Origin of the sequence: Paraburkholderia kururiensis, assembly GCF_034424375.1 — a bacterium.
Lineage (GTDB): Bacteria > Pseudomonadota > Gammaproteobacteria > Burkholderiales > Burkholderiaceae > Paraburkholderia > Paraburkholderia kururiensis_A.
In genome coordinates this window covers 6,194,292-6,219,331 of sequence record NZ_CP139965.1, presented here as the reverse complement: position 1 = coordinate 6,219,331, position 25,040 = coordinate 6,194,292, and the positions used below count along the sequence as shown (strand labels likewise).

General features: G+C 66.6%; 21 protein-coding genes and 3 pseudogenes. 18 read left to right on the top strand and 6 right to left on the bottom strand.

Features of this window, described 5'->3' with window-relative positions:
* Positions 1-301 precede the first annotated feature (301 nt).
* From U0042_RS30005 to lhpI, 6 genes and pseudogenes are all read left to right on the top strand, one after another.
* Positions 302-457 (top strand): annotated as a pseudogene (locus U0042_RS30005) (DUF4148 domain-containing protein); the annotation flags it as partial.
* 421 nt (positions 458-878) lie between these two features.
* On the top strand, positions 879-2,219 hold the full coding sequence (locus tag U0042_RS27825) for an NAD(P)/FAD-dependent oxidoreductase (RefSeq protein ID WP_114812778.1): 1,341 nt from the start codon (positions 879-881) through the stop codon (positions 2,217-2,219).
* 65 nt (positions 2,220-2,284) lie between these two features.
* Complete coding sequence (locus U0042_RS27820) at positions 2,285-2,896, top strand: uracil-DNA glycosylase family protein (RefSeq protein WP_114812637.1); 612 nt, start codon at positions 2,285-2,287, stop codon at positions 2,894-2,896.
* A gap of 12 nt (positions 2,897-2,908) precedes the next feature.
* Positions 2,909-3,580 carry a C39 family peptidase gene (locus U0042_RS27815; RefSeq protein WP_114812636.1) on the top strand — a complete coding sequence of 224 codons (672 nt, stop codon included), beginning with the start codon at positions 2,909-2,911 and terminating at the stop codon, positions 3,578-3,580.
* 399 nt (positions 3,581-3,979) lie between these two features.
* A complete protein-coding gene (locus tag U0042_RS27810; protein ID WP_114812634.1) occupies positions 3,980-4,387 on the top strand; it encodes a hypothetical protein in 408 nt (135 codons plus the stop codon).
* Between the two features lie 410 nt (positions 4,388-4,797).
* Positions 4,798-5,739 (top strand): bifunctional Delta(1)-pyrroline-2-carboxylate/Delta(1)-piperideine-2-carboxylate reductase, encoded by a 942-nt coding sequence (gene lhpI, locus U0042_RS27805; RefSeq protein ID WP_114812632.1) that lies wholly within the window; start codon positions 4,798-4,800, stop codon positions 5,737-5,739.
* Between the two features lie 204 nt (positions 5,740-5,943).
* On the opposite strand, the gene U0042_RS27800 is transcribed toward lhpI, so the two are convergent.
* The gene (locus U0042_RS27800) at positions 5,944-7,023 is read right to left on the bottom strand and encodes a GlxA family transcriptional regulator (RefSeq protein ID WP_114812630.1); all 1,080 of its coding nucleotides are present in this window, start codon (positions 7,021-7,023) and stop codon (positions 5,944-5,946) included.
* Positions 7,024-7,409: 386 nt separating this feature from the next.
* On the opposite strand from U0042_RS27800, the gene U0042_RS27795 reads away from it, so the two are divergent.
* The 7 genes and pseudogenes from U0042_RS27795 to U0042_RS27765 form a co-directional block, all read left to right on the top strand.
* Positions 7,410-8,822, top strand: a complete 1,413-nt coding sequence (locus tag U0042_RS27795; protein WP_114812627.1) for an L-serine ammonia-lyase — start codon at positions 7,410-7,412, stop codon at positions 8,820-8,822.
* Positions 8,823-8,836: 14 nt separating this feature from the next.
* Positions 8,837-10,081 (top strand): sarcosine oxidase subunit beta family protein, encoded by a 1,245-nt coding sequence (locus tag U0042_RS27790; RefSeq protein WP_114812625.1) that lies wholly within the window; start codon positions 8,837-8,839, stop codon positions 10,079-10,081.
* Between the two features lie 34 nt (positions 10,082-10,115).
* Positions 10,116-10,472 (top strand): sarcosine oxidase subunit delta, encoded by a 357-nt coding sequence (locus U0042_RS27785; RefSeq protein WP_114812623.1) that lies wholly within the window; start codon positions 10,116-10,118, stop codon positions 10,470-10,472.
* Complete coding sequence (locus tag U0042_RS27780; protein WP_114812621.1) at positions 10,469-13,468, top strand: sarcosine oxidase subunit alpha family protein; 3,000 nt, start codon at positions 10,469-10,471, stop codon at positions 13,466-13,468. Before U0042_RS27785 ends, U0042_RS27780 begins: the two co-directional genes overlap by 4 nt.
* Entirely contained in the window at positions 13,458-14,111 is a 654-nt protein-coding gene (locus tag U0042_RS27775) for a sarcosine oxidase subunit gamma (RefSeq protein ID WP_114812619.1), read from the top strand. The genes U0042_RS27780 and U0042_RS27775 overlap by 11 nt, the downstream gene beginning before the upstream one ends.
* A 20-nt stretch (positions 14,112-14,131) precedes the next feature.
* A pseudogene (locus U0042_RS27770) lies at positions 14,132-14,557 on the top strand (dihydroneopterin aldolase); the annotation flags it as partial.
* A gap of 159 nt (positions 14,558-14,716) precedes the next feature.
* Positions 14,717-14,962: pseudogene (locus tag U0042_RS27765) on the top strand (hypothetical protein); the annotation flags it as partial.
* A 53-nt stretch (positions 14,963-15,015) separates the two neighbouring features.
* On the opposite strand, the gene U0042_RS27760 reads toward U0042_RS27765, so the two are convergent.
* Complete coding sequence (locus U0042_RS27760; protein ID WP_114812615.1) at positions 15,016-15,984, bottom strand: LysR family transcriptional regulator; 969 nt, start codon at positions 15,982-15,984, stop codon at positions 15,016-15,018.
* 337 nt (positions 15,985-16,321) lie between these two features.
* Positions 16,322-17,374, bottom strand: coding sequence for an NAD(P)-dependent alcohol dehydrogenase (locus tag U0042_RS27755; RefSeq protein WP_114812613.1), 1,053 nt, complete (start codon positions 17,372-17,374; stop codon positions 16,322-16,324).
* Positions 17,375-17,676: 302 nt separating this feature from the next.
* Here U0042_RS27755 and U0042_RS27750 point away from each other — a divergent pair, with 302 nt between their 5' ends.
* Positions 17,677-18,594 carry an AraC family transcriptional regulator gene (locus U0042_RS27750; protein ID WP_157977866.1) on the top strand — a complete coding sequence of 306 codons (918 nt, stop codon included), beginning with the start codon at positions 17,677-17,679 and terminating at the stop codon, positions 18,592-18,594.
* A gap of 112 nt (positions 18,595-18,706) precedes the next feature.
* On the opposite strand, the gene U0042_RS30000 is transcribed toward U0042_RS27750, so the two are convergent.
* Entirely contained in the window at positions 18,707-18,889 is a 183-nt protein-coding gene (locus U0042_RS30000) for a hypothetical protein (RefSeq protein ID WP_419150474.1), read from the bottom strand.
* Here U0042_RS30000 and U0042_RS27745 point away from each other — a divergent pair.
* Entirely contained in the window at positions 18,888-19,142 is a 255-nt protein-coding gene (locus U0042_RS27745) for a hypothetical protein (protein ID WP_419150473.1), read from the top strand. The two genes, U0042_RS30000 and U0042_RS27745, sit on opposite strands and share 2 nt — an antisense overlap.
* Positions 19,143-19,196: 54 nt before the next feature.
* On the opposite strand, the gene U0042_RS27740 is transcribed toward U0042_RS27745, so the two are convergent.
* Positions 19,197-19,595, bottom strand: coding sequence for a VOC family protein (locus tag U0042_RS27740; RefSeq protein ID WP_114812607.1), 399 nt, complete (start codon positions 19,593-19,595; stop codon positions 19,197-19,199).
* Positions 19,596-19,913: 318 nt separating this feature from the next.
* Here U0042_RS27740 and U0042_RS27735 point away from each other — a divergent pair, with 318 nt between their 5' ends.
* The 3 genes from U0042_RS27735 to U0042_RS27725 all read left to right on the top strand — a co-directional run bounded on the left by U0042_RS27735 (position 19,914) and on the right by U0042_RS27725 (position 23,713).
* On the top strand, positions 19,914-21,929 hold the full coding sequence (locus tag U0042_RS27735; RefSeq protein WP_232833465.1) for an alkaline phosphatase family protein: 2,016 nt from the start codon (positions 19,914-19,916) through the stop codon (positions 21,927-21,929).
* Positions 21,930-22,191: 262 nt separating this feature from the next.
* Positions 22,192-23,148: a 2-hydroxyacid dehydrogenase gene (locus U0042_RS27730; RefSeq protein ID WP_114812605.1), complete on the top strand. Its 957-nt coding sequence runs from the start codon at positions 22,192-22,194 to the stop codon at positions 23,146-23,148.
* A 79-nt stretch (positions 23,149-23,227) separates the two neighbouring features.
* A complete protein-coding gene (locus U0042_RS27725) occupies positions 23,228-23,713 on the top strand; it encodes an OsmC family protein (RefSeq protein ID WP_114812603.1) in 486 nt (161 codons plus the stop codon).
* A 22-nt stretch (positions 23,714-23,735) separates the two neighbouring features.
* Here the strand turns inward: U0042_RS27725 and U0042_RS27720 are convergent, their stop codons facing one another.
* Positions 23,736-25,028, bottom strand: coding sequence for an MFS transporter (locus U0042_RS27720; RefSeq protein WP_114812601.1), 1,293 nt, complete (start codon positions 25,026-25,028; stop codon positions 23,736-23,738).
* Positions 25,029-25,040: the final 12 nt, after the last annotated feature.

Here is a 25,040-nt window from a genome sequence, read left to right as displayed (position 1 = left end):
GCCTTCTTCTCCGCGTGCAACGGCTAAGCGTCCGCTAAGGTGTACTCGCTATTCTGGCCCTGTGCATCGTGAGACACCCATCGAGCCACGCACGGCGATTGCGCACATTCAGTGGGTATGGGTCATATCGGACATCGGTCATTTCGGACCATCGTGCCGTGCCATGACCTGCGCTGGATCGCGTCGCGTTGCGTTCGGTGCCGTGCCACCGCGCCTGTCGCGATTTCCGTGAGACGGCGCTGCACGATGCCGCCCGGATTGGCCGGGCGGAAACACGCGAAGCAGGTACAAGGAGAGCACCATGAAGACCCTTATTTCAACGCTTGCCGTTGCCGCCGCGCTCATCGCGCCGGTGGCGTCCTTCGCTCAGGCGGGCAATAGCGGCTCGCTCACGCGCGGCGAGGTGAAGTCGCAGATTGCCCAGTCGGAACAGAACGGAACGCTGCATCAGGACAAGACGAAGTACCCCGAGTACAACGCGGCGAACGGCCCCGCGGCCAACATGGCGTCGGCTCAGACGTCGAATGAAGCGACGGGCTACGGCTCGGGCATGTCGGGCGCGTCCCAGGCCGGGCAGCCGGGCGTGCTGCCGCATTACGTCGTGCCGCATTCGCTGTTCGAGCATCACTGATCGGCACGCGGTTCGAGGCGCGACCCACGAGGTGGCGAAGGTGACGCAAAAGGCAGCGTAGTGAACGCGAAGTAACGCGGCGACCGGGGCGCTAACGTGGCGCCCCGGCGGACGATGAAAGGACGCCTGCGCATTTGCCATGCGGCGGCGGCCCTGCGAAGATGCACGGTCCGTCCGCAAGGCAGCAGGCCGCCTTCGTTCCGCTTTTTTCGTGCTTTTTCGTCGCGCTCCTTCGTTTCGTTCGCCCATGACGACCACCTATCCGCTGCACGCCAACCTCTCGCCCTCCCACGAACCCTTTCCCACCCACGCCGACGTGGTCATCGCCGGCGCGGGCATCATGGGCTGCGCGGCCGCGTACTATCTCGCGCGGCGCGGGCTCAAGGTGGTGGTGCTCGACAAGTCGCGCATCGCGGGCCAGCAGTCCACGCGCGCGTGGGGCTTCGTGCGGCAGCAGGGTCGCGAGGCAGCCGAGGTGCCGCTCATGATGGCCGGCATCCGCATCTGGGAACAGCTGGAAGCGGAACTCGGCTTCGACCTCGAATGGCGCCAGGGCGGTTGCCTCTACGTGGCCGACAACGAAGAGGACTGGACCTCGTTCCAGCAGTGGACGGATGTGGCGCGCCAGTACGGGCTCGACACGCGCGTGCTTTCGCGCCAAGAGATCGACCGCTATGTGAGCGGGATGCACGGCCCCGCACACGGCGGCCTCTATACGCCCACCGACGGCCAGGCGGAGCCGCGTCGCGCGGCGCCCGCGTTCGCCGCACGCGCGGTGCAAGCGGGCGCGCGCTTCATCGAAGGCTGCGGCGTGGTGGCCGTGGAGCGCGAGGCGGGAGCCGTGGCCGGCGTCGTGACGGAGCGCGGCACGATCCGCACGCGTCACTTCGTTTGCGCGGCCGGCGCAACGAGCTGGCGCCTGCTTGCCACGCTCGGCCTGGAACTGCCGCAGCAAGCCGTGCGCGGCACCTGCATGCGCACCAACGCGCTGCCCGCAGTGACGGCGTCCACGTTCTGGGGCCATGGCCTCGGCATCCGCCAGCGCGCCAACGGCACCATCAATCTGGCCGACGACATGCAGGTGGATGTCGACATGACGCTCGGTCATCTGCGTGCGCTCAAGTGGTTTTTGCCGGAACTCTGGGCGCGCCACGAAGCGTTTCGTTTTCATCTGAACGGCGCGTTCGCGCGCGATCTCTACGAGCGGTTGCCCGGCGTGGTGAAGGCGAGCGAGCGCGTGATTCATCCGCGCGATCCGCAGCCGCAGCCGAACCCACGGCACGCGCCGCGCGCACTCGCGAAGCTGCGGGAGCTGTTCCCGGCGCTCGGCAACGCCCAGGTGGTGGAGGCCTGGGCCGGCCTGATCGACGTGCTGCCCGACGGCATTCCCGTCATCGATGCGCCGTCGCAGACGTCCGGCCTCGTCATCGCCACGGGTTTCTGCGGCCATGGTTTCGCGATGGGGCCGATCGTGGGTCGGCTCGTGGCCGAGTGGATCGGCGACGGTCGGCCTTCGCTCGATCTCTCGGCGTTCCGGCTGCAACGCTTCTTCGACGGCACGATGCAGCGGCCGCGCAGCATGCTGTAATGCCAAGGCCGTCGGCACACTCAACCGGCCTTGCTGCGTCCACCGTTGCGTTTGCGCATGACTCCATGATTGCGAAGAAAAAGTCCCAGCCGTCCCGCTCGCTCGACACGTTGCTGCGCGAGATCCGCGCGTGCACGATCTGCGCGCCCGCGCTGCCGCACGCGCCGCGTCCGGTGCTGGCGGCCGCGGCCGAAGCGCGCATCCTGTTGATCGGCCAGGCGCCCGGCGCGCGCGTGCATGCGTCCGGCGTGCCCTGGAGCGACGCGAGCGGCACGCGCCTGCGCGCGTGGCTGGGCGTCGACGACGCCACCTTCTACGACGCCACGAAGTTCGCCATCGTGCCCATGGGTTTCTGCTTTCCGGGGCGCGGCGCGAGCGGCGACCTGCCGCCGCGTCCCGAGTGCGCCGCGCGCTGGCACGACGCGCTGCTCGCCCAACTGCGCGACGTGAAGCTGACCTTGCTCGTCGGCCAGTACGCACAGCGCTTCGGGCTGGGCGAGGCTTTCGGCCCCACGCTCACGGACACGCTGCTGCGCTGGCGCGAGTTCGGCCCGCACGTGATGCCGCTGCCGCATCCGTCGCCGCGCAACGTCGCGTGGTTCAAGCGCAATCCGTGGTTCGAAGCCGAGGTGCTGCCCACGTTGCGCGAACGCGTGGCCGCCGCGCTGGAGCGCTGAGGAAATGGACACATGAATCAGACCATCTATCGCCATGTGGGCGTGCCGTATTACGCGCAATGGGGCAGCCCCGAGTGGGTGCGGCCCATCGTCGAGGAGGGCGCCGACCCGTGCGCCGATCCCGCCTGGACGCGCAGCGGCTTTACCGACCCTGAGCGCTACCGCTTCTGGGCCAAACGGCTGTGCGGGCTCACCTGCCTCGAATCGCTGCTCGACCATTGGGCCATCGCACATGGCTCGCGCGCGCATCTGCTGGACGAGGCGCTGCGCCATGGCGTCTACCGGCTGCGCGACGACGGCGGCGTGGACGGATTGATCTATCGCCCCTTCGGTACGTGGGTGGAACGCGCATTCGGCCTGCGCGTGGAGGTGTTGAGCACGGTGACGCTGGCGGATCTCGCCGCGCGCATCGACGAGAACACGCTCGCCATTGCCTCGGTGAGTCCCGAAATCCGCTACCCGGAGCGGCCCAACGCGAGGCAGGGCGGTCATCTCGTGCTGCTGCACGGACGCGACGCGCACGGCGTGTGGTTCCACAACCCGTCGGGCGTGACGCCGCATCAGGCCGACGCCTGGTTGCCGTTCGACCAGATGACGCGCTTCTTTGCCGGGCGTGGGATGGTCGTCGCGCGGCCGATGGGCGGTGTGTCGCTCCCTGGCGGCGCGACACACACGCAGGCGTAAAAGTACCTGAAGCCGATGGGCAAAGCGGTGAAGCACGGCATTTTCTATTTTGAGTAATAAAAATTCCTTAAATCGGTCAGGCTGGAATCAGTCGGCATTAATGCTGCCTCGCATCAATATTTTTCTGTCGTGGTAAAAACCGGCATCGATTCCGATTTCTATGCTATTTAACCTCCCTACCTCTTCTGGCAGGTTGTCCTATCAATCCTGCCTGCTATATTGCGCTTCGCACGGTTAATTCAATGGCCGTGCCATTCTTCCGGCTCATTGTCGAGAGACGTCTCTCGGTTTAACGGAAATTGCATGAATTAATATGTTATTTCAAAGGTGACGGGGACATCTTCCACCAGAATGGGCAGGAGGCCGCGAAACAGTACCTTTTTAAAAGCAGGAGTCGTCATGGCAACGATTTACGTCAACGTACTGGTCAATGTCGCCAAAGCCATTGCCGAAAACAATCTGCCGAAATACGTATTCATGGTGGATTCGACGGGCTACAGCGGAGATGGCTCGGAAGGCACCAACGAATTGCGGACGAAATGCGAAAACGGCGACACGATCGTCTGGTCGGCGGTTTCCATTAATCCGGGCGAAGCCATTGCCATTCTCGGTTTCACCGGGCAAGCCATTCCCAATATGGTGAATCCGCAGCGATATCCCCAATACGACGGCACGGTATGGGGCGGCCGTGTAAACAGCGCCGGGAACAACGTGCAATATTCCATCTCGATGCTGCTCGAGAACAACATCCACATGACGTTCGATCCGTTCATCACGGCCACCAATCCCACGATGAACGTTCGGTGAGCGGTGCGGCCCGCTGAGGCACCTCCGCCTGAATCAAGCCGTGTAATTTAAAACGCCGGTTTCGATCGCCCGATATCCCGGGGATCGGCGATACGAATCCGGCGCGCATTCCAGCGTTTCGCGTGCCATTTGAATCAACGGCGGCCGGCGCCGGCCCAACGTCCCCGCTAACGCTCTCAATCTCTCCTCCCACCCGCCGAGTGCGCTGCGCGCGCCACATAAAGGCAGCTGTACCGCCATTCACGTTGGCTTTCCTCGTCACCGAACGCGACGGTCGAAACCGCCGGCCATTGCCGTAACCGGTTGATACCCAACCCAAGCTGGTCTACATTCCTGGCCAGTACAAAACAAGGGCAGGCGGTGCTGCATGGCGTCGCTGCCCGGCTGACCCCATAAACCAGGACACCACCATGACCGCCCGTCACACGCCACCGGCTTTCGATGCCGCCGAGACCGCACGACGTCTGCCTTACGCAGCGCTCGTCGAGGCGATCCGGATTGCCGCCGTCGACTACGCGCACGGCCGCATCGCGAGCCCCGAGCGCCTCGTCGTGCCGCTCAACCACGGCGGCGTGATGCTCTCCATGCCGGCCACCGCGCCGGACATCGCCATCCACAAGCTCGTCAACGTGTGTCCCGGCAACCGTGCGCGCGGCTGGCCGACCATTCACGGCCAGGTGACGGCGTGCGACGCGGACAGCGGCGTGCCGCTCTTCATGCTGGACGGTCCCACGGTGACGGGGCGCCGCACGGCGGCGGTCTCGATGCTGGGCATCCGGCTCCTCGCGCCCTCCGAGCCGCGCGACGTGCTCGTGATCGGCACGGGCACGCAGGCGCTCAATCACGTCGAGGCGATCGGCGAACTGTTTCCGGCGGCGAAGGTGCGTGTGCGGGGCAGCTCGTCGGCTCGCGCGGCAGCGTTCTGCGAGGCGCATGCGGCGCGCGTGCCGGGCGGCCTCGTGCCGCTCGTGGAGGCGGCCGTGCCCGAGTCCGTGGACCTCGTGATTGCGGCGACCACGAGCAAGACGGCCGTTTACGACGAAGCGCCGCGCGCTTCGCGGCTCGTGATCGGCGTGGGCGCCTTCACGGCGGACGCCGTCGAGATCGGCGCGCGCACCGTGCTGGGCAGCGTGCGTTACGTGGACGACCTCGCCGGCGCCGCGCACGAGGCGGGCGACTATATCCAGGCGGGCGTGGACTGGACGAGCGTGTCGAGCCTCGCCGATGCGATCCAGTCGGCCGGCGCGCAGGGCACATCGGTCGTGCAAGGCGGGCAGCCGGTCATGCTCAAGAGCGTGGGCTGCGCTGCGTGGGACCTGGCGGCCTGCCGCGTGGCGCGGTCCATGATCTGAGGCGGCAAGTAGGCGGCCAGTCATGCGCGCGTCTTGAAGCCAGCCGGCCTGGTCACTGCGCGTCGGCGTCTGAATCGGCGCACGCACCTTCGCGCTCGCTGGCATGTGCATCAATCATGTGTGCCCCCGTGCACGAAGAGGTCGGCGAGACTCGCATGAACGCGCGCGTAGCCGCGAGCTCACCGCCCGCTCGGTCACCAACGATCAATAAACGTCGACCCGGCCCGGAAACGTCTCGTCCAGCGCCGCGGCGCCCGCATCGGGCGTGCCGGCGCGCTGCTCGCGAAACGCGACGGGCGGCACGCCGAACTGCTTGCGAAACTCGCGCCCCAGGTGCGACGCATCGGAAAAGCCGCAGCTCGATGCAATGTCGGCCACGGTACGGTCCGAACTCGTGAGCAGCCATGCCGCGGTGCGCAGGCGCACCTGCTTCGCGAACGCCTGCGGGCTGCGCCCCGTTTCCGCCTTGAAGAGCCGCTCCAGCTGACGCGGCGAGAGATCGAGCTTGCACGCCAGCTCTTCGAGCGGCAGCGTGCGCCCCACGTGCTGTTCCATGACGAGAATCGCGCGCTTCACCTTGGGATGCGTGGCGGGCGCGAGCCCCGGCGGATGCGGCTGCGGCGCGTTGCCCTTCTGCATTTCGCCCACCAGCAGGATGCGCAGCGCTTTTTGCACGGTGGCGTGCTCGAAGTGCCGCAGCAGAATGGCGGCGGCCACGTCGATGGAGGCGCGCCCGCCCGAACACGTAATGCGTCGCCGGTCGATCACGAAGAGGCGGTCCGCCACGAGCGCATCCGCGTTCACGGCGGGAAAGCGTTCCACGAAGTCCCAGTAGTGAAACCAGCTCACGCAGATGCGGTGGTCCTCCAGCACGCCCGCGCGCATCAGCGCGAACACGCCCGTGCAGATGCCCACCAGCGTCGCGTTCGTGCGCGCCGCGCCGCGGATGAACTGCAGCGTTTCCTCGTTGGCCTGGGGCCCCGAATGGAGCAGGCCGCCCACCACCACGAGATAGTCGAACGGCTCGGCCTCGGCGAAGGTCTGCCACGGCGTGATCTGGATGCCGCAACTCGCGCGCACAGGCGCGAGCGTGTCGCCCACCACGCTCCACGAACAGCGCACGGGTTTGCTGTAGTCGCCTTCGTCGGCGGAGAGCCGCAGCATGTCCACGAAACCGGAGAACGCCGTGAGCGTAAAGTTCGGCAGCAGCACGATGGCAAAGCGGATGCGTTCCTTCGGTGCGCTGTCGATGGAGTAGAGCGGGAGCGGTTCAGCGGTGTTCATGGTCGGCTGCGCAGGTGGGGGCAGGCGGTTCGGCACACGGTGCGTCGCACTTCGGCGGACCGCGGCATGAACGCATGCGGGCGTTGTCTCGGCAGACGGCATGGTGCGGCGCGCGAGCGATGCGTGGTTCGCGACTGAACCGTCCCTAGCGTCGCCCATCGCCGCGCACCCGGCTTGCGTTTTTCCGTCGCCAATCTTCGTAGAAACGAACGGAGGGCCCGTCTGGCGGGGCGGCTGGCGTTGGTGTCCCACTTCCATGCCGTTTTTGTTCTATCGCCGGATTTTACGCTTTGGTGTACTGGCGGCACGCTGGTGCACCAAAGCGAAGTCGCGACGAAACGCGGCGGCACCGGCAGCCCACCCACCCGAACGGAAGCCCGCCCACCATGAACGTCAGCGTCTTCGATCTGTTCAAGATCGGCATCGGCCCGTCCAGCTCGCATACGGTCGGCCCGATGATCGCCGCGTGCCGCTTCGCCTCGCATATCGAGGACGCGAACCTGCTCGCCTTCGTGCGCCGCGTGAAGGTCGAGCTGTACGGTTCGCTCGGCGCCACGGGCAAGGGGCACGGCACCGACAAGGCCGTGCTGCTCGGCCTCGAAGGGCATCTGCCCGAATCGATCGACCCCGACATGATCGAGCCGCGCCTCGCGCAGATCCGCGGTGAGAAGACGCTCGCGCTGCTCGGCCGGCAGACCGTGCGCTTCGACGAGAAGGAACACATCGCGTTCTACCGGCGCCTGATGGCCGGCACGGGCGTGGTGCACCCGAACGGCATGCGCTTTCAGGCCTTCGACGAGAACGGCCAGTTGCTCGTGGAGAAAGAGTATTACTCGGTGGGCGGCGGCTTCGTGGTGAACCGCGACGGCGACCGCGTGAACGGCGTGCGGTCGGGCGGCGAGGTGCCGTACCCGTTTCGCACCGGCGAAGACCTGATGAGCGTGTGCCGCGAAAGCGGCCTCTCGGTCGCGCAGGTTGCGTTTCGCAACGAATGCGCGCTGCGCGCCGCGCCCGGCAAGGACGAAGCCGAGGTCGCGCGCGAGGTGCGCGAAGGGCTCGTCGCCATCTGGCGCACGATGGCGGCCTGCGTGGAACGCGGCTGCAAGGTGAACGGCGAGTTGCCCGGTCCCATGAAGGTGAAGCGCCGCGCCGCCGAACTCTCGGCGCAGTTGCGCGCGCGCTCCGAAGAGTCGCTGCGCGATCCGCTTTCCATGCTCGACTGGGTCAACCTCTACGCGATGGCCGTCAACGAGGAAAACGCCGCAGGCGGGCGCGTCGTCACGGCGCCCACCAACGGCGCCGCGGGCGTGATTCCCGCGGTGCTCCATTACTACGTGAAGTTCGTGCCGGGCTCGAACGCCGACGGCATCGTCGACTTTCTGCTCACGGCCGCGGCCATCGGCATCATCTACAAGGAAACCGCCTCCATTTCCGGCGCCGAAGTGGGCTGCCAGGGCGAGGTGGGCGTGGCGTGCTCGATGGCCGCCGCGGCGCTCGCCGCCGTGATGGGCGGCACGGCGACCCAGGTGGAGAACGCCGCCGAGATCGGCATGGAGCACAACCTCGGCATGACCTGCGACCCCGTGGGCGGCCTCGTGCAGATTCCGTGCATCGAACGCAACGCGATGGGCGCGATCAAGGCGCTCAACGCCTCGCGCATGGCGCTCAAGGGCGACGGCCAGCATTACGTGTCGCTCGACAGCGTGATCAAGACCATGCGCGAAACCGGCGCCGACATGAAGACGAAATACAAGGAGACGTCGCGCGGCGGTCTGGCCGTGAACGTCATCGAGTGCTAACCCGAGAGGCAGAGATGAGCCGCTATTCGATATTCAGCCTGTTCCGCAACGGCCTGTCGTATCACGAGAACTGGGAGCGCCAGTGGCGCAGCCCGGAGCCTAAGCGTGAATACGACGTCGTGATCGTGGGCGGCGGAGGCCACGGCCTCGCCACCGCGTACTACCTCGCGAAAGAGCACGGCGTGCGCAACGTGGCCGTGCTCGAAAAGGGCTGGATAGGCGGCGGCAACACGGCGCGCAACACCACGATCGTGCGTTCGAACTATCTGTGGGACGAGTCCGCGGCGCTCTACGAGAAAGCGATGCAGCTCTGGGAAGGGCTCGCGCAGGACCTCAACTACAACGTGATGTTCAGCCAGCGCGGCGTGATGAACCTCGCGCATACGCTGCAGGACGTGCGCGACACGCAGCGCCGCGTGAACGCGAACCGGCTGAACGGCGTGGACGCCGAATTCCTCACGCCCGCGCAGATCAAGGAGATCGAGCCCACCATCAACCTCAACGCGCGCTATCCGGTGCTGGGCGCCTCCATTCAGCGGCGCGGCGGCGTGGCGCGGCACGACGCGGTGGCCTGGGGCTTCGCGCGCGGCGCGGACCAGGCCGGCGTGGACATCATCCAGAACTGCCAGGTGACGGGCATTCGCCGCGAAGGCGGCGCCGTCACCGGCGTGGATACGGTGAAGGGCTTCATCAAGGCGAAGAAGGTGGCGGTGGTGGCGGCGGGCAATACCACGACGCTCGCGGACATGGCGGGCGTGCGGCTGCCGCTGGAAAGCCATCCGTTGCAGGCGCTTGTCTCCGAGCCCATCAAGCCCGTGGTCAACACGGTGGTGATGTCGAACGCGGTGCACGCGTACATCAGCCAGTCCGACAAGGGCGACCTCGTGATCGGCGCCGGTATTGATCAGTACACGGGCTTCGGCCAGCGCGGCAGCTATCAGGTGATCGAAGGCACGCTGGAGGCCATCGTGGAGATGTTCCCGGTGTTCTCGCGCGTGCGCATGAACCGGCAGTGGGGCGGCATCGTGGACGTGTCGCCGGACGCCTGCCCCATCATCAGCAAGACCGACGTGAAGGGTCTCTACTTCAACTGCGGCTGGGGCACGGGCGGCTTCAAGGCGACGCCGGGCTCGGGCTGGGTGTTCGCCCACACCATCGCGCGCGACGAGCCGCATCCGCTCAACGCGCCGTTCGCACTGGACCGCTTCTACACGGGCCATCTGATCGACGAGCACGGCGCCGCCGCCGTCGCTCACTAAATCACCCAGCCACCGCTTCTGACGGGAGAAACCCATGCTGCTGATCGAATGCCCGTGGTGCGGACCGCGCGCCGAGACCGAATTCAACTGCGGCGGCGAAGCCGATATCGCGCGCCCCGCCGAACCCGAAAAACTGTCCGACCGCGAATGGGGCGACTACGTGTTCATGCGCAAGAACCCGCGCGGCGTGCACCGCGAGCAGTGGCTGCATACGCAGGGCTGCCGGCGCTGGTTTATCGCCACGCGCGACACCGTGACTTACCAGTTCCTCGGCTTCGAGAAGTTCGGCAAGCCGGCGGCCTCTGCGTCCAACGCGAGCGCCGCACAGGGCACGGCCAACACGACGGCCGAAACGAAGGCCAACACCGCAAACGGGGGCAACAGCCAATGAGCCAGAAAGATCGCCTCGGCACGGGCGGGCGCATCAATCGCGCCATTCCGCTCACCTTCACCTTCAACGGCCGCACGTATCAGGGCTATCAGGGCGACACGCTCGCTTCGGCGTTGCTGGCCAACGGCGTGCATTTCGTCGCGCGCAGCTTCAAGTACCACCGGCCGCGCGGCATCGTCACGGCGGGCGTCGAGGAACCGAATGCCGTCGTGCAACTGGAGCGCGGCGCCTACACCGTGCCCAATGCGCGCGCCACGGAAGTGGAGTTGTACCAGGGGCTGGTCGCCACGAGCGTGAACGCGGAGCCGAGCCTCGAGCACGACCGCCTCGCCGTGAACCAGAAGTTCTCGCGCTTTCTGCCCGCGGGCTTCTACTACAAGACCTTCATGTGGCCGCGCAAATGGTGGCCGAAGTACGAGGAGAAGATTCGCGAGGCCGCGGGTCTGGGCAGGGCGCCCGACACGCGCGACGCCGACCGCTACGACAAGTGCTTCGCGCACTGCGACGTGCTCGTGGTGGGCGGCGGCCCCACGGGTCTTGCAGCAGCCTACGCGGCCGCGAAGGCCGGCGCGCGCGTGATCCTCGTGGACGACCAGCGCGAACTGGGCGGCAGCCTGCTGGCGGGCCGCGTGGAAATCGACGGACGGCCCGCCATGCAGTGGGTCGAGAAAGTGGAAGCCGAACTCGCGCAGATGCCCGACGTGAAAATCCTCACGCGCAGCACCGCGTTCGGCTATCAGGACCACAACCTCGTGACGGTGGCGCAGCGCCTGACCGACCATCTGCCCGTGTCGATGCGCAAGGGCACGCGCGAGCTGCTCTGGAAGATCCGCGCGAAGCGCGTGATTCTCGCCACGGGCGCGCATGAGCGGCCCATCGTGTTCGGCAACAACGATCTGCCGGGCGTGATGATGGCGTCGGCGGTGTCGAGCTACATCCATCGTTATGGCGTGCTGCCGGGCCGCGAGGCCGTGGTGTTCACGAACAACGACGACGGCTACCAGTGCGCGCTCGACCTCAAGGCGTGCGGCGCGAAGGTGACGGTGGTGGATTCGCGCGCGCAAGGCAACGGCGCGTTGCCGGCGGCGGCGCGCCGTCAGGGCGTGAAGGTGCTGAACCAGGCGGTGGTCACGGCGGCGCATGGCAAGTTCAAGGTGAGTTCGGTGCAGGTGGTGTCGTACGTCAATGGTCACGTGAGCGGCCAGCCGACCGACATGCCGTGCGACCTCGTGGCGATGTCGGGCGGCTTCAGCCCCGTGCTGCACCTCTTCGCGCAGTCGGGCGGCAAGGCGCACTGGAGCGACGAGAAGGCGTGCTTCGTGCCGGGCAAGGCCGTGCAGCCGGAATGCAGCGTGGGCGCCGCAGCGGGCGAGTTTCGTCTTGCGAGCGCGCTGCGTCTTGCCGTGGATGCCGGCGTAGAAGCCGCGAAGGCCGCAGGCTTCGAGGCTCAGCGTCCGCAGGCGCCCGTTGCCACCGACGTGGCAAGCCAGCCGCTCGAACCGCTCTGGCTCGTGGGTAGCCGCGAGCAGGCCTCGCGCGGTCCCAAGCAGTTCGTCGATTTCCAGAACGACGTCACGGCGGCCGACATCCTGCTCGCCGCGCGCGAAGGCTTCGAGTCCGTGGAGCACGTGAAGCGCTACACGTCGATGGGCTTCGGCACGGACCAGGGCAAGCTCGGCAACATCAACGGCATGGCGATCCTGGCCGGCGCGCTCGGCAAGTCGATTCCCGAAACGGGCACCACCACGTTCCGGCCCAACTACACGCCGGTCACGTTCGGTCTCGTGGCGGGCCGCGAGCTGGGCGATCTGCTGGACCCCATCCGCAAGACCTGCATCCACGAGTGGCACGTGGAGCACGGCGCCGCCTTCGAGGACGTGGGCAACTGGAAGCGCCCGTGGTACTACCCGAAGCCCGGCGAAGACCTGCATGCGGCCGTGGCGCGCGAGAGCCTTGCGGTGCGCCAGAGCGTGGGCATTCTGGATGCCTCGACGCTCGGCAAGATCGACATTCAGGGGCCCGATGCCGCGAAGCTGCTCAACTGGGTCTACACGAACCCGTGGAGCAAGCTCGAAGTGGGCAAGTGCCGCTATGGCCTGATGCTCGACGAGAACGGCATGGTGTTCGACGACGGCGTGACCGTGCGGCTTGCCGACCAGCACTACGTCATGACCACCACGACAGGCGGCGCGGCGCGCGTGCTCACGTGGCTCGAACGCTGGCTGCAGACCGAGTGGCCCGACATGAAGGTGCGGCTCGCTTCCGTCACGGACCATTGGGCGACCTTCGCCGTGGTGGGGCCGAAGAGCCGCCAGGTCTTGCAGAAGGTATGCAGCGACATCGACTTCGCGAACGCGGCGTTCCCGTTCATGACGTATCGCGAAGGCACGGTGGCGGGCGTGGCGGCGCGCGTCATGCGCATCAGCTTCTCGGGCGAACTGGCGTACGAGGTCAACGTGCCCGCGAACCTGGGCCGCTCGGTGTGGGAAGCGCTGATGGCCGCGGGCGCCGAGTTCGACATCACGCCGTACGGCACGGAAACCATGCACGTGCTGCGCGCGGAGAAGGGCTACATCATCGTGGGCCAGGACACGGACGGCTCCGTCACGCCGTACGACCTGGGCATGGGCGGGCTCGTCGCCAAGTCGAAGGACTTCCTCGGCAAGCGTTCGCTCACGCGTTCGGACACGGCGAAGGAAGGCCGCAAGCAGTTCGTCGGCCTGCTTGCCGACGACGCGCAGTTCGTGATTCCCGAAGGCAGCCAGATCACGGCGGGGCCGGTGCAGGGCGATACGGCGCCCATGCTGGGCCACGTCACGTCGAGCTACTACAGCCCGATCCTGACGCGCTCCATTGCGCTGGCAGTGGTGAAGGGCGGCCTGTCGCGCATGGGCGAGAAGGTCAACATTGCGCTGGCGGACGGCCGGCAGATCGGGGCAAAGATTGCGAGCCCGGTTTTCTACGACACCGAAGGAGCTCGTCAAAATGTGGAATGAGGCACGAAGCAACACGACGGCGAAAGATACCAGCGGTGCGAGCGGCGGTACTGCACGCGGGCCGTGGCAGGAGTCGCCGCTCGTGGGCGCCGCCGATGTGCTGCGTGCGCAGCACGGCAACGCGCAGAAAAAATTCCGCTTCACGGAGCGGCCGTTTCTCGATCTCGTGAATCTGCGCGGCGACGCCGACGATGCCGCGTTTGCGAGCGCCGTGCAAAGCGTGACGGGCTGCCGTTTGCCCACGAAGCCGAACACGGTGGCACAAGGCGAGGGCGCCGAAGTGCTGTGGCTCGGTCCCGACGAATGGCTCGTGCGATCGCGCGAGCCGCAGGCCGCGGTGCTGGAAAAGCGGCTGGCCGCGGCGCTTCAGGGCCAGTTCGCGTCGGCCGTGGACGTGGGCAGCGGCTACACCGTGATCGAAGTGGCGGGCGACAAAGTGCGCGACGTGATCGCGCGCGGCTGTCCGCTCGATCTGCATCCGCGCCTCTTCGCGCCGGGGCAGTGCGCGCAGAGCCACTACTTCAAAGCGTCCATCGTGCTCGTGCCCACCGCGGCCGATACGTTCGAGGTGATCGTGCGGCGCAGCTTCGCCGATTACTTCTGCCGCATCATGCTCGACGCCGCGGCGCCGCTGCTGCTGTGAGGCGCGAATCGGTGCGCGCGGTGCAGGCTACGCGCGGGACGGCGGACGCCGCGTTCGGCGAAACCGGCCGCGGCTGGCGCGTGTTCATCGACGAACTCGTGGTTTCCGCCCACGTCGGCATTCACGCGCACGAGCATGGCAAGCCGCAGCCTGTGGTGCTCGACGCGAGCCTCGTCTACGCAGGCGAACCCGGCGAGGATGCGAACGAGGGCGACGCCGGCGCGATGATCGACTACGAGCGTTACTGCGCGCGCGTCGTGCAGTTCCTCGACACGCGGCCGCATACGCGTTTGCTCGAAACGCTCGCGCTGGACCTCGCGGAGTTGTCGTTTCGCGAGTGGCCTGCGCTCGCTGCGCTCACGCTCGCGCTGCATAAGCCGAAAATTCGCGAGGGCACGCGGCGCATCGGCGTGGAACTGGACTGGACGCGCGCCGATTATGAGGCGCGATGTGCGCGTACTGCGGTGCAAACGGGACAGGTGCCGGGACAGGTGCCGCCGCGCGAGATGGCGGACATGAGCGGCCATGTCTGCCATCCCGAGCACGCCTCGCGCGTCGAACCCGTGACGGCCCTCATCTGATCCCCACGCGAGCGGACCCCCGTCATGCCTCGCACGGAAACATCGCGTCTCGTGAGGCTCGCCTGCGAAGCCGGCGACCCTCACGCCGCGCTCGCGCTGCTCGATCAGAGCATCGCGCTCGGCCATCGGCGCATTGCGTTGATCCGCTATCTGCTGGCCGAGCGCCTTCAGGCGCCGCTCGAAGCGCGTCACCACGATTACGTGCGCCACGTCGCAGCGCGCATGAGCGCAAAGGCGCTCGCGCGCGTGGCGGGCGAGGCGCGGGCCCGCGCCGAGCGCACGCGCCGCGCTATCGTCGATGCGAATGCCCCGGCGCCCGATAATCAAGCCGGCTGCAATCCCCGCAGCAGTTGATGAACGTGCGAGAGGTCGCTGTCCATCGGGCTGTGCATCAGGCTATGACCCTCGAACAGATCGGCGAGCCAGTCCACGAAGGCGCGCACGCGCGGCGACACGCGCCGGCTCTTCACGAACACCGCTGAAACCGGCATGGGCAGCGGCTTCCATTGCGGCAGCACTTCCACTAGCTGTCCCGTATCGAGATAAGGCTGCGCCGTGAGCCGCGCGGGCTGGATCAGCCCGTAGCCTTGCAGCCCGCACGTGAGGTACGCCTGCTCGTCGCCCACGCGCACGAAGCCGTTCATCTTCACGGTGGCGGCGGCGCCGTCCACTTCGAAGTCGAGCGCATCCGGGCGCGAGGCAACAGGTGCGAGGCAGTTCACGGCCACGTGCTGCGCGAGGTCGTCGAGGCTTGCCGGCATGCCGTACCGCTCGAGGTAGGTCGGACTCGCGCACGTCACGTGTTCCAGCGCGCCGAGGCGGCGCGCGGCGAGCCCCGAGTCCGGCAACTCGCCGAACTGGATGCTGCAGTCCACGGCCTCGCCCACGAGATCCACGTTGCGCAACGTCACGCCCACGGCCACGTCGAGATTCGGATACCGCGCGTGGAAGTCCGCGAGCGCGGGCAGCACGATCGCATTGGCCACCACGCCCGGCATCTCGACGCGCAGGCGGCCGCTCAGCGCGTCGGTACTGTTGCGCAGGCTCGCCTCCATTTCGTCGATGTCGGCGAGAATCTGCGCGCAGCGCTCGTAGTAGGCCGCGCCTTCGGCGGTGAGGCTCAGGCGCCGCGTGGTGCGCACGAGCAGTTGCGTGCCGAGCAGCGCTTCGAGGTTCTGCACGATCGTGGTCGCGCTCGCGCGGGGAATCTCGAGCGATTCGGCGGCCTTGGTGAAGCTGTTGGTATCGACGATGCGAATGAAGGTGCGCATCGCCTGAATTCGGTCGAACACGGGCAATCTCCTGTGCGAAAGAGAGTCATCCGGACGAGGCCGGGAGCAAGCAAGAACAGCAAAGACAGCGCGAACCGCCGCGAATGAACGGGCTTCGGTGTGCCGCGCATGTGTTCGGGCACATGCGCGGCACGCGTGGGGCGGGCGAGGGAGACTCGCAGCCGGACGCCCGTTCGGTCCGCCCGAGGGCGGCACGCGGTGAGCGGCACCGGCTGCGCTGCGAGGCAGGGGACGCGCTTCGGAGGGCGCGGCCCGGCAGGTCAGGAAGGTAGCGTGATGCCCTTCGGCGCAGCGAAGGGCCCGATGGTCCTAAAAAGTCCCGAAGGTCCTGACCGCGTTACTGCCGCAGCGAGTCGATGTCGACCACGAAGCGGTACTTCACGTCGCTCTTCAACATCCGCTCATAGGCGTCGTTGATTTTCTGCATCGGAATCAGTTCGATATCCGACGTGATGCCGTGCTGGCCGCAGAAATCGAGCATTTCCTGCGTTTCGGCGATGCCGCCGATCAGCGAACCCGCCAGACGGCGGCGTTTCATGATGAGCCCGAAGACTTGCGGCGACGGGTGATCGTGCTCGGGCGCGCCCACCAGCGTCATCGTGCCGTCGCGCTTGAGCAGCGCGATGAACGGATTGAGGTCGTGCTGCGCGGCCACGGTGTTGACGATGAGGTCGAAGCTGTTCGCGTGAGCCTGCATTTCTTCAGGGCTCTTCGAGATCACCACTTCATGTGCGCCGAGGCGCTTCGCGTCTTCCACCTTCGAGGCCGACGTGGTGAACAGCACGACGTGCGCGCCCATCGCACGCGCGAGCTTCACGCCCATATGGCCCAGCCCCCCCAGCCCCACGATGCCCACCTTCTTGCCGGGCCCCGCACCCCACTGGCGCAGCGGCGAATAGGTGGTGATGCCTGCGCACAGCAGCGGCGCCGTGGCAGCGGGGTCGAGGTTCTCGGGCACGCGCAGCACGAAGGCTTCGTCCACCACGAGGTTCGTCGAGTAGCCGCCGTATGTGATGTCGCCGCTCACGCGGTCCACGCCGTTATAGGTGCCCACGAAGCCGTTCTCGCAATACTGTTCGAGCCCTTCCGCGCAGCTCGGACAGGTGCGGCACGAATCGACGAGACAGCCCACGCCCACGAGGTCGCCGGCCTTGAAACGCGTGACGCCGGACCCAACGTGGGTGACGCGGCCCACGATTTCGTGGCCCGGCACCACCGGGTAGATCGAGTTCTTCCATTCGTTGCGCGCCTGGTGCAGGTCCGAATGGCACACGCCGCAGTACATCACTTCGATCTGCACGTCGAGTTCGCGCAGCGCGCGGCGCTGGAATTCGAACGGTGCGAGAGGCGTGTCGGCGCTGCGTGCTGCGTATGCGTAGGTGGTTGGCATGTTCGCTCCTGCAAAAAAGGTATGACGTCAGGGTTCACATGCTAGGCATCGGGCCCCACCCAGGGAATACCTGAAGCTACGGAACACTTGCCTGATTCTCCTGGCGGCAAGCGTGACGCCTGGTTTGGTGCTAGATTTCGAGCCTGATTCTCTCGAACCGTCATACATCCGTCATGACTACCGTTCCCTCATATCCGCTTGACGCACAGCTCGACACGCCGCTTGGCACCACGCTCGACACCCTCACGCCGGGCACCGCCGTGGCGGCGGTTGCCGCGGGCGCGAGCCCGGCACAGCGACGCATGGTCGAACTGCTTGCCACGCTCGCGCCCGCCGAAGGCATGACGCAGTCCCCGCTCGAAGGCGTGAAGTTCATGCGCGCGAATCGCCCGCATCCGCGTCAGCCCGTGATGTACGAGCCGTGCATCGTGATCGTGTGCCAGGGCCGCAAGCGCGGCTTTCTCGCCGAACAGTCGTTCGTGTACGACGCGCAGCAGTACCTCGTGCTTTCCGTGCCGCTGCCCTTCGAATGCGAGACCGAGGCGAGCGCTGCCGAGCCCTTGCTCGCCATTTCGATTCGCGTGGACCTGACGCTCGTGGCCGAACTGCTGATGGCGCTCAACGACACGCGCGGCGCCGTGCACAGCGAGCCGCGCGGCGTCTACGCCACGCCGCTCGACCGGCCGCTCAGCGACGCCGTGCTGCGGCTGCTGGAGTCGCTCGTGTCGCCGTTCGACGGGCGCATTCTCGGGCCGTCCATCGTGCGCGAGATCTGCTACCGCGTACTCACGGGCGAGCAGGGCGACGCGATTCGCGCGGCGCTCACGCATCAGCATCACTTCGGGCGCATCGCGAAGGCGCTGCGGCGCATTCACACGGACTATCGCGGCGACCTCGACGTGGAGACGCTCGCGCGCGAAGCCGGCATGAGCCTTGCGGTGTTTCACGCGCAGTTCAAGCAGGTCACGTCGACTTCGCCGATGCAGTACGTGAAGACCACGCGGCTGCATCACGCGCGTTTGCTGATGGCCCAGGACGGGCTCAACGTGAGCGCTGCCGCGGCGCGCGTGGGCTATGAGAGCGCGTCGCAGTTCAGCCGCGAATTCAAGCGCCTTTTCGGCCTGAGCCCGATCGACGAAGTGCGCCGCATGCGCGACGCGTTCGGGGCGCCGCCGCAGCGTGTGGCGCCGCCGGCGCCGCAGTACGTGACGGTGGTTTGACGGCGCGGGCAAAGTCGCGATGCAGTGCTTGCCGCGTGCGTTGCCGGGCTCGCGTTCCCGGGCGCGACGATGCCATTACAATCCAGCACTTCGATCCCGGCCACCGCCATCGCTATCGCACCATGAACGCTTTTGCTGCATCTTCTTCCAGGGCCGTCGTCTGCGCGGCGGTCATCGCGATGGCCTTTGCCGCCGGCGCGCCCGCGCAAGCCCAGACCTCCGCCAGCAGCGCCGCATCGCAGCCGCCTTGCGCCATCGGCGTGGTGAGCGGTATCGGCGGGGCGGCGGCCAGCATGCGCGAGTACCTCGCCACGCCGGACCGCGACAAATACCGCTACCTCGCGGACAACCCGCTGCAATGCCGCGTTTCCGACGAAGGCCGCACGTCGGGCTGCACCGGCGTCACGAACCTGCGGCGCGAACGCGTGAGCGTCTACGACGACATCGACAGCACGACGATGTCCGTCGTGGCGCGCGTGGAACTGGAGCACGGCACGTATCCCGCGATCATCGTGGTGCGCAAGCAGGACGTGCAGTGCGAGCAGTGATCGGGTGAGCGCGCCGGGCGGCGCTCGGGGTCGCTTCGCTTCGGGGCGTTCCGCTCAAGGCCGCCCGTCTTCGTGACAGCACACGCAGAGCTTGTTGCCGTCCGGGTCGCGAAAATAGGTGCCGTAGTAATGCGCGTGATACTGCGGCCTGAGGCCGGGCGGCCCTTCGCAGGTGCCGCCGTGCGCAAGCGCCGCGGCATGTGCGCGGTCCACCGTCGCACGCGTGGCCGCGAGAAACGCCGTCATCTGCCCGTTGCCGGGGCTCGCGGCCAGTCCATTCCACGGTTTGCCGATCAGTAGCAGCGGGCGCGGCGCATCCGTTGCCATCCATCCCGCCCACGGCACGTCGTCTTCCCTGAACTTGAGCACGTGGCCCAGCTCGTCCATGAGCGCGGTGTAGAACGCGAACGCGCGTCCGAAGTCCGTGATGCCGATGAACACGTGTGAAAGCATCGCTTCGCCTCTCCATCGAACGATTCGCAGGGATTCTCAGACAAGCCCGCGGCGCGGGCGGCCCTGTGCATGCTCGTGCATCTGCCCACCTGAAGCAACAGCGCGCAACGGCCATAACGTAAGCGCACAGAAAGTATTCCGTCAGCCGCGGTACACGCAGCCGACACATCGCCGTCCCGAGATCTTCACTGCGCATCTTTATCTTTCTTACCGCCGTAAGACTTCATAACAAGGTCGCGCCTCCACGCGAAGACGCGGCCGTCCCCCTTCCACACGCCACATCACCCGTGCTTTGTGCATCACGTCATGGAGGCGTTAATGAGTCGATTTGCCCAGGTAGTCGGCAGCCCGTTGTTACGAGGTTCGCTGTTGTGCGCCGCGGTTTCGCTCGCGGTGGCATCCGCCGTATGGCCCGCCGTTGCGGAAAGCCAGCAGAACGCGGCGGCCCAGGATCCGTCGCTGAAGACGGCTTCGCCCATCAAGCACGTCATCGTGATCGTCGGTGAAAACCGCACGTTCGATCACGTGTTCGGCGCGTACCAGCCGCGCGCCGGCCAGACCATTTCGAACCTGCTCACGAAGGGCATCATCACGGCCGACGGTCAGCCGGGTCCGAATTTCAGCGCCGCCGCGCAATACACGGCGAGCGCCACGAACCCGAACCTCTTCGAGATGGCGCCCGGCGGCAAGCAACCGTATTCCGTGCTGCCCGCGCCCAACACGGGCGGCACCGCCAGCACCCCGAGCGACACCAACCCGCCGCCGTTCGCGACGCTCGCGGCCGCGCAGGCCGTGGAAGGCAGCGTGCTCGAACCGCAGGACGTGGTGAAGCTCACCACGGGCGCAAGCGGCCTGCCCCAGGACGTGCCCGACACGCGCTTCGGTGCCAACACCTTCAACCTGCCGAACGGTCCGTACCAGATCTCGCGCGTGGGCCCGGACTACGACCAGTACATCAACAGCCCGGTGCACCGCTTCTACCAGAACTGGCAGCAGGCGGACTGCAGCACGGCGTACGCCACGCCCGACAACCCCAGCGGCTGCAGGATGGACCTGTTCGCCTGGGTGGAGACGTCGGTGGGCGCGGGCGCGAACGGCAAGGCACAGCCCACGCCGTTCACGGACCAGACCACGCATGAAGGGTCCACGGCGCTCGGCTACTACAACACCAACACGGGCGACATGCCGTACTTCACGCATCTCGCACGCGAGTTCACGATCAGCGACAACTATCACCAGCCGGTGATGGGCGGCACGGGCGCGAACAGCATCATGATCGGCACGGCCGACGCGATCTACTACACGGACAGCAACGGCAACCCGGCCAAACCGCCCGTCAACCAGATCGAGAACCCGTTGCCGATGGCCGGCACCAACAACTGGTACACCCAGGACGGCTACTCGGGCGGCAGCTACAGCAACTGCTCGGACCTGCATCAACCGGGCGTGGGCACGCTGCGTCACTACCTGAACAGCCTCTCCTACAAGCCGGATGCGAAGTGCGCGCCGAACACGTATTACCTGCTGAACAACTACAACCCGGGCTACAACGGGGACGGTACGGTCAATACGAGCACCTTCACGATTCCGCCGTCGCCCGTGCGCACCATCGGCGACACGCTGCTCGAGAAGAACATCTCGTGGAAGTACTACGGCGAAGGCTGGAATACGTTCGTGAGCTCGCCCTCGAAGAGCGTGTACTGCAACATCTGCAATCCGTTCCTGTACGAGAAGGCGATCATGACGAACCCCGCGGTCGTCAAGGCGCACCTGCAGGACACGAGCGACCTCTACTCGGACATCACCAACGGCACGCTGCCGGCGGTCTCGTTCGTGAAGCCGGGCGGTCTGCTCGACGGGCACCCGGAGTCGTCGAAGTTCGGCCTGTATGAAGCGTTCGTGCACAAGCTCGTGGACGCCGTGCAGCGCAACCCGGCGCTGTGGGCCTCCACGGCGATCTTCATCACGACGGACGAAGGCGGCGGCTACTACGATTCGGGCTACATCCAGCCGGTCGACTACTTCGGCGACGGTCCGCGCATTCCGCTCATCGTCGTGTCGCCGTACTCGCGCGGCGGCCGCGTGGTGCACCAGTACTCGGATCACGTGTCCATCGTGAAGTTTATCGAGCGCAACTGGCACCTGAAGCCGATCACGGAGCGTAGCCGCGACAACCTGCCGAACCCGGTCCAGATGGCCGCCCATCCGTACGTGCCGGTCAACGCGCCGGCGCTGGGCGATCTGTTCGATTCGTTCCAGTTCCCGCGCCAGCATGGCGACGGCGACGACGGCCACGAAGGCTCGGGCGGCGGCAACGGGTGGTGGCCGTTCTGAGTGTTTGCGTGACGTGGACCGGTTGCGTCGTTCGCGGCTTCAGCCGGTCTGATTGAAGCGTGGTATCCGCAGGCTTTCGCGTCGTGAGGCGCGAAAGCCTGTTGCGTTTGGTGCGTGAATGACTTGCTACACTGGCGCCTGTTTGACGTCGCACTGGCGTTCTACTGCCGTTCTACCACCGTCGTGCCGCCGTTCAATTCCGTGCTGCCGCGTTCATCGTGCGCAGAGACACACGCCCAACCCGAGCCCACCCGAACAGGTCATGAAGCCTTTCCTGCTGGTTCTGATTCCCCTCACCGAAGCCAGTCTCGCGGACGTCACCGCCGCGTTCGAGACGCGCTCGTCCGTTCCGCTCGACGTGCTCTACGCGCCCGACAACGCCGCGCGCAGCGCGGCCATCGAATCGCACGGCGCTCACGTGCGCGCCGTGCTGACCAACGGCACCACGGGACTCACGGCGGACGAGATCGACCGCATGCCGGCACTCGAATTCGTGAGCGCGCTGGGCGCCGGTTACGAGAACATCGCACTGGACCATGCCCGCGCGCGCGGCATCACGCTCGTCAACGGCGCGGGCACCAACGACGACTGCGTGGCCGACCACGCTTTCGCGCTGCTGCTGGCCGCGGTGCGCGACGTCGTTCAACTCGACGCCGCGTGCCGTGCCGGCATCTGGCGCGATGCGCTGCCGCTCACGCCTTCGGTGTCAGGCAAACGGCTTGGCATCGTGGGGCTCGGCAACATCGGCCGCAAGGTGGCACGCCGCGCGGAGGGCTTCGGTATCGAAGTCGGCTATCACAACCGCCAGCCGCGCGAGGGCATGCCGTACCGCTACTTCGACAGCGTGCCCGCGCTCGCGCAATGGAGCGACTTTCTCGTGGTGGCCACGCCGGGCGGCGCCGCGACGCGGCACATGATCGATGCCGCCGTGATGCAGGCGCTCGGGCCGCAGGGCTATCTCGTCAACGTGTCGCGCGGCAGCGTGGTGGATACGGCGGCACTGGCCGCGGCGCTGGAGCAGGGCACGTTGGCGGGCGCGGCGCTCGATGTCTACGAAGGCGAGCCGCAGCCGCCCGCCGCGCTGCTGCACTTGAAGAACGTGGTGCTGACGCCCCACGTGGGCGGCCGCTCGCCCGAAGCCATCGCGGCATCCGTGCGCAACTTCATCGCGAACGCCGTGCGGCACTTCGCAGGCGAAGCGCTGCTCACGCCGATTTGAAGCGCATTTGAAACGCGGCCCGCTGCTCACGGCTGCGGATGTACCGACTTTTTCGTCGGCCACAAGAAAAGGAGCACGTATGGCAACCCACACGCACACGGCCACGATCGAATGGAGCGGCAACGGCAGCGTGTTCACCGACAACCGCTACAGCCGCGCACATCACTGGACGTTCGACGGCGGCGCCGTGGTGCCTGCATCCAGTTCGCCCCACGTGGTGCGTGTGCCCTTCTCGGACCCGGCGGCCGTCGATCCGGAAGAAGCCTACGTGGCCGCGCTGTCGAGCTGCCACATGCTGTGGTTCCTCTCGATTGCCGCGGGCGAGGGCTACGCGGTCACGTCGTACCGCGACGAAGCCGAAGGCACGATGGCGAAGAACGAGGCGGGCAAGGAGGTGGTGACGCGCGTGGTGCTCAGGCCGCACGTCGTTTTTCACGGTGCGAAAGCGCCCTCCGACGAAGCGCTCGCGCATCTGCATCACCGGGCTCACGAGGAATGCTTCCTCGCGAACTCGGTGAAGACGGTGATCGACGTGGAGGGAAGCTGGGCTTATCCGGCCGCTTAGGCTGCTTAAACCCTTTTGGATGTCAGGCCGAGGTCTGAAGCTGGCCGACCGGCAGCGCCGTTTCGCGGCGTTCCTTCGCCACGAAGCACAGCACCACCGCGCCCACGATGTCGAACAGCGCCAGCAGCACGAAGAGCGGGTTATAGCCGATGCGCGTCACGAGGAAGCCGAACAGCAGCGTGAAGAGCGTCGCGCCCAGATAGCCGCTCATGCCACCCAGTCCCGTCGCCGTGGCCACTTCATTGCGGTCGAACATGTCGGACGTGATCGAATACAGCGCGCCGGACAGCGTCTGGTGCGCAAACCCGCCTACGCAGAAGAGCGCAATGGCCGTGTACGGGCTCACCGCGAGCCCGATGCAGGCCGGCCCGATCATGCAGAGCGAGCCGAACGCCATCACCATCTTGCGCGACGTGAAGAGCGACACGTTGCAGTACTTGTGGAAGAACGGGCTCAGGTAGCCGCCCAGCACGCAGCCCAGGTCGGCGGCGAGGAACGGCAGCCACGCGAAGAGCGCGATCTCCTTGAGGTTCATGTGCCGCTCGGTGGCCATGTAGAGCGGAATCCAGGCGTTGAACGTCTGCCAGGCCGGCTCGGAGAGAAAGCGCGGAATCGCAATCGACCAGAAATTGCGCGAGACCACGATCTCTTTCCAGTTGGCTTTTTTCGCGATGCCGTTCGAGCCGCCCTGGTCCTCCTGGCCCGAGACGATGTAGTCGCGCTCGGCGGCGGACAGGCGCTTCTGCTGCTTCGGATGCTTGTAGAACGCAAGCCACAGCACGGTCCACACGAGGCCCAGCACGCCCACGATCACGAACGCCCATTCCCAGCTGCCGCGCAGAATGGCCCACACGACGAGCGGCGGCGCCAGCAGCGCGCCCACCGACGAGCCGATGTTGAACCAGCCGATCGCAACCGAGCGTTCCTTCGCCGGAAACCATTCCGACGACGCCTTCACACCGCCCGGAATGCCGGCCGCTTCAGCCACGCCGAGAATGCCGCGAAAGAGCGCGAGGCTCTGCCAGCCCGTGGCGAGCGCCGTGGCGGCACAGGCGAGCGACCAGGCCGCCGCGAAGATCGCGAAGCCGATCTTCGTGCCGAGCGCGTCGAGCACGTAGCCCGCTACCGGCTGCACGAGCGCGTAGCACACCTGCCAGGCCACCACGACATACGAGTACTGCTGGGTGGTGACGTGCAGCTGTTCCATGATGGTGGCTGCGGACACCGACAACGTATTGCGCGCGAGATAGTTGACGATGAGCCCCACGGTAACGAGGCTGATCATCCACCAGCGCATGCCCTTGACTGCTTTCATGAGATGACTCTT